Here is a 1,568-nt window from a genome sequence, read left to right as displayed (position 1 = left end):
CCCGAGCAACGGACGCTGCCGTGCTACCCGGTTGATCGGCTCTTCTGACGGCTTCCCGACGGAATTCCTCAGTGTAGGCTTGGGTCTTTTTGCGACTCATGAAACACCTCCGCGCTAGGGGCTACCCTAACTATAGAAGGTGTCTACTATTCATGGGTAACTCGGAGTTTTAACGCTGAGGTAACCGGCACCGGAGCGCCAGCGGAGGGAACCAAAAGCAGAAAGCTTTTGGTGTCCGGTTGACCGTCTGGTTATGCATGTTTCGGCCACATGCCATCCATCATCACAGGGTAAGTGACTGGCTTGTAGTGGGTAAATTCAATGTCTCTAACATGGGTAAAATCTGTCCAGAGCTGCCGAGCGCCTTTCATCCAGCTCGACGGCTTAACCCGTCTTTCTATTCTTTCGACTTCTTCGGGAGTAGCTTCACGAATCGGCCCAACTTTGCCGTACAACCTCACACCAGGTGGGGCAACAAAGCGACCTTTTAATAGAGATCGCAGCCAAAAAAAGCGGCCAGCGTTTACCGCCATAATGCATACGTGAGGGTTTTGATCAATATTGCTACCCAAAGTTTGAGCATAGTGATCAAAGAAATACCCTCGCTGATCATCACCCAAAAATACTGTGCCAACAGGCGTTATGTGAGGTGTTCCGTCCGGATTCACGGTTGCGATTGAACAATAGAGAGTCGAGGCTTGCCCCTGCTCCAGTACCGCCTTAACTTTTCCCCAATCATCCTTGATACTCATAGTTTATCCCTTAGTGCATAACGCTTGCAGCATGCGCGCCTATGAAATGGAGCCGACGGCGCAATGTAAAGGGCGTCGCCGTGCCTGCATTGGTTATGCGAGATCCCCAGTTGACTGATAATCCGGCAGAATTTTCCAATTATCCTCGAATTCTGCCATGTCGTTAACGGTGAGGATCGCTTGCGGTGAAGCGCCGCCTCCGGGCCGACGATAACTATGTTTCAACATAAAAGCGGAGTAACGCGCAACAATTTTTCTCTGTATGTCTGACTCCGTACAAATGAAAAACCTAGCTTCATTTATACCCGCGCTGCCCACCCGAACCAAGATCCAAATCAAGTTCGGATGTTTTAGCACTTTCAGAGCACCAATAGATTGATGATTATTTTCACCAATACTGTGATTGCACCATTTACCGATTGTGGATTGGACTAACGCACCTTTCGTGCTGGTTTTCACCTGGACAGGAAATGAATTGAGGGATTCTGAATGCACAGCGGTAACGTCGAAACCGGGCACATTCCCAGAGTATGGAGACGCGTAGTAACCCAGCGTACCCAAAACCGCTGACACTAAGTGCTCCCCAACTTGCCCTGTGAGCTTATTCCCAACTCCGGTTGCCATACTCTCAACGAATCCTTAGCGCATAACGAGGCTGTAGAAAAACCCTTCACAGAGCCTGATCCAGAGCCGCTTTGTTGTTTTTACATCACTTGCGATCAACTGGAGCAAGTTCGTTATTTTCTCAGCAACACTGGAGCGCTAGTTACATTTAACCCCCAACGCTGCTCATCTAGCCCTCTGAGGACTGTTCAC

2 protein-coding genes are annotated in these 1,568 nt (G+C 49.5%); both read right to left on the bottom strand.

Annotated elements, in window-relative coordinates; translation table 11 throughout:
- Positions 1-251: 251 nt before the first annotated feature.
- Positions 252-752, bottom strand: coding sequence for a pyridoxamine 5'-phosphate oxidase family protein (locus BCA33_RS19450; protein ID WP_071268436.1), 501 nt, complete (start codon positions 750-752; stop codon positions 252-254).
- 93 nt (positions 753-845) lie between these two features.
- On the bottom strand, positions 846-1,376 hold the full coding sequence (locus BCA33_RS19445) for a hypothetical protein (protein WP_071268434.1): 531 nt from the start codon (positions 1,374-1,376) through the stop codon (positions 846-848).
- Positions 1,377-1,568: the final 192 nt, after the last annotated feature.

It is taken from the genome of Marinobacter sp. AC-23, assembly GCF_001858325.1.
Lineage (GTDB): Bacteria > Pseudomonadota > Gammaproteobacteria > Pseudomonadales > Oleiphilaceae > Marinobacter.
This window is presented reverse-complemented; position numbering and strand designations above follow the sequence as displayed.